This window comes from Alysiella crassa DSM 2578 (genome assembly GCF_000745955.1).
GTDB classification, from domain to species: domain Bacteria; phylum Pseudomonadota; class Gammaproteobacteria; order Burkholderiales; family Neisseriaceae; genus Simonsiella; species Simonsiella crassa.
Window position 1 is genome coordinate 1 of sequence record NZ_JQKH01000148.1, and the last position, 1,874, is coordinate 1,874.

Here is a 1,874-nt window from a genome sequence, read left to right on the forward strand (position 1 = left end):
CAAAATGTAGGGTATATACCACGCACCAAATCATTCAAATCATTGAAATTTCGGTGCGTAATACGCACCCTAGATGAATTTTGTCGTGTACTGAAGGCAGCCTGAAACTCACACAAAATCGCCCCACAAAGTCTGCATAGCCGCCAATGCCGCCAAACTCGCCGTTTCCGTACGCAAAACGCGTTTGCCCAAAGTAACCGCCGTGCAACCTGCCGCAAACGCCGCATTTTCTTCCGCTTCCGTCCAGCCACCTTCCGCGCCTATCATCAGGGTCAAACGGGTGGGCGGCGGCAAATCGCGCAAACTTTTGGCTTGGCGCAAACTCATCAAAATATGCAATTCATCTGATTTTTCACGCAAATATTGTTCAAATGAAACAATGGGTAAGATTTCAGGAACGGTGTTTCGCCCACATTGTTCACACGCGGAAATGGCGATTTCTTGCCAACGCGCCACGCGTTTATCCGCTCGCTCGCCGTTTAATTTCACTATGCTGCGCGTGCTGCTGACGGGTTGAATCTGCGCCACGCCCAACTCCACCGATTTTTGAATGGTAAAATCCATGCGCTCGCCGCTAGAAATGGCTTGTACCAATTTGATTTGCAAAGGGCTTTCCACATTTTCAGGCTGCCTGAACAGAATTTTGCCCACCGCACGGCGTTTTTCCAACGCCACCAATTGCGCTGGATACGCCGCGCCATCGCCATTAAACAGCGTAATCGTGTCGCCCAAGCGCAAACGCAAAACATGGATATGGCGAACAATATTATCGGGCAATTCGTATTCACATTCGGGCGACAAATCAGTTGGAAAATAGAAACGAGACATGGTTGTTGATACTCAAAAAAATGGTTAGTATGTTGGCAATTTGGTTTTCAGGCTGCCTGAAAATCAGTCCGTCATTCTAACAAAATTATGCCAAACGCCCAAACAATGTATCCCCTTGAAAATTTAATACAAACGGTCAAACACATCGCCCAAAGCGAAATCATGCCGCATTTTCTCAACACCCACACCACGCGCAAAAGCGATGGCAGCCTGCTGTCCGCCGCCGATTTAGCCGCGCAAGCGGCGTTCAGCGACAGGCTGCCTGAACTCATTGCCGCGCCCGTGTTGGGCGAAGAAATGCCCACCGCCACCCAACGCCAATTGTGGCAAAACCATGCCGAATCAGGATTGTGGGTACTCGACCCAATAGACGGCACGACCAATTTCGCCAATGGTTTGCCACATTTTGCGGTTTCGGTTGCTTTTGTGCAGCATGGTTTGCCACAGATGGGCGTGATTTACAATCCTGTTACGCAAGAATTGTTTTCAGCACAACGCGGCAAAGGTTCGCACCTGAATGGTGTTGCTTTGCCCTTGCGCGTATCGTCCAAAAAATTGGGCGACGCGGTGGCTGGTGTGGAAGTGAAACGGCTGCGTTTAGGGAATTTGTCTAGCCGAATCAATACGCTTTCTCCAGTCCGCAGCATACGCAGCATGGGCAGTAGCGCGTTGGACTGGTGTTATTTGGCGGCGGGGCGGTATGATGTGTATGTGCATGGCGGACAAATGCTGTGGGATTATGCCGCAGGCGTGTTGATTTTCACCGAAGCAGGTGGGCAACTTGCCACGCTGGAGGGCGATGATTTTTGGAGCGGCAAACACACGTTTCAACGCTCGGTGGTTGGCGCAATTGATGTGGATTTGTTTCACGCGTGGGCGGCTTGGATTGCGCGTAATCGCTAGATTTTAAATTTCAGGCAGCCTTTCAGTACATGACAATTTTTACCAAGACCCAAAATGTAGGGTGCGTACCACGCACCAAATCATTCAAATAATTGAAATTTCGGTGCGTAATACGCACCCTACATGTAGTTGTCGTGTACTGA

Annotated in this window: 2 protein-coding genes; one reads left to right on the forward strand and one right to left on the reverse strand. The window is 49.8% G+C overall.

What is annotated here, in order from left to right:
• Positions 1-108: 108 nt before the first annotated feature.
• Positions 109-828, reverse strand: a complete 720-nt coding sequence (locus Q338_RS12430; protein WP_034296045.1) for a 16S rRNA (uracil(1498)-N(3))-methyltransferase — start codon at positions 826-828, stop codon at positions 109-111.
• A 105-nt stretch (positions 829-933) separates the two neighbouring features.
• Between Q338_RS12430 and Q338_RS12435 the strand changes: the two genes are divergently transcribed.
• Positions 934-1,731, forward strand: coding sequence for an inositol monophosphatase family protein (locus Q338_RS12435; protein ID WP_034296047.1), 798 nt, complete (start codon positions 934-936; stop codon positions 1,729-1,731).
• Positions 1,732-1,874: the final 143 nt, after the last annotated feature.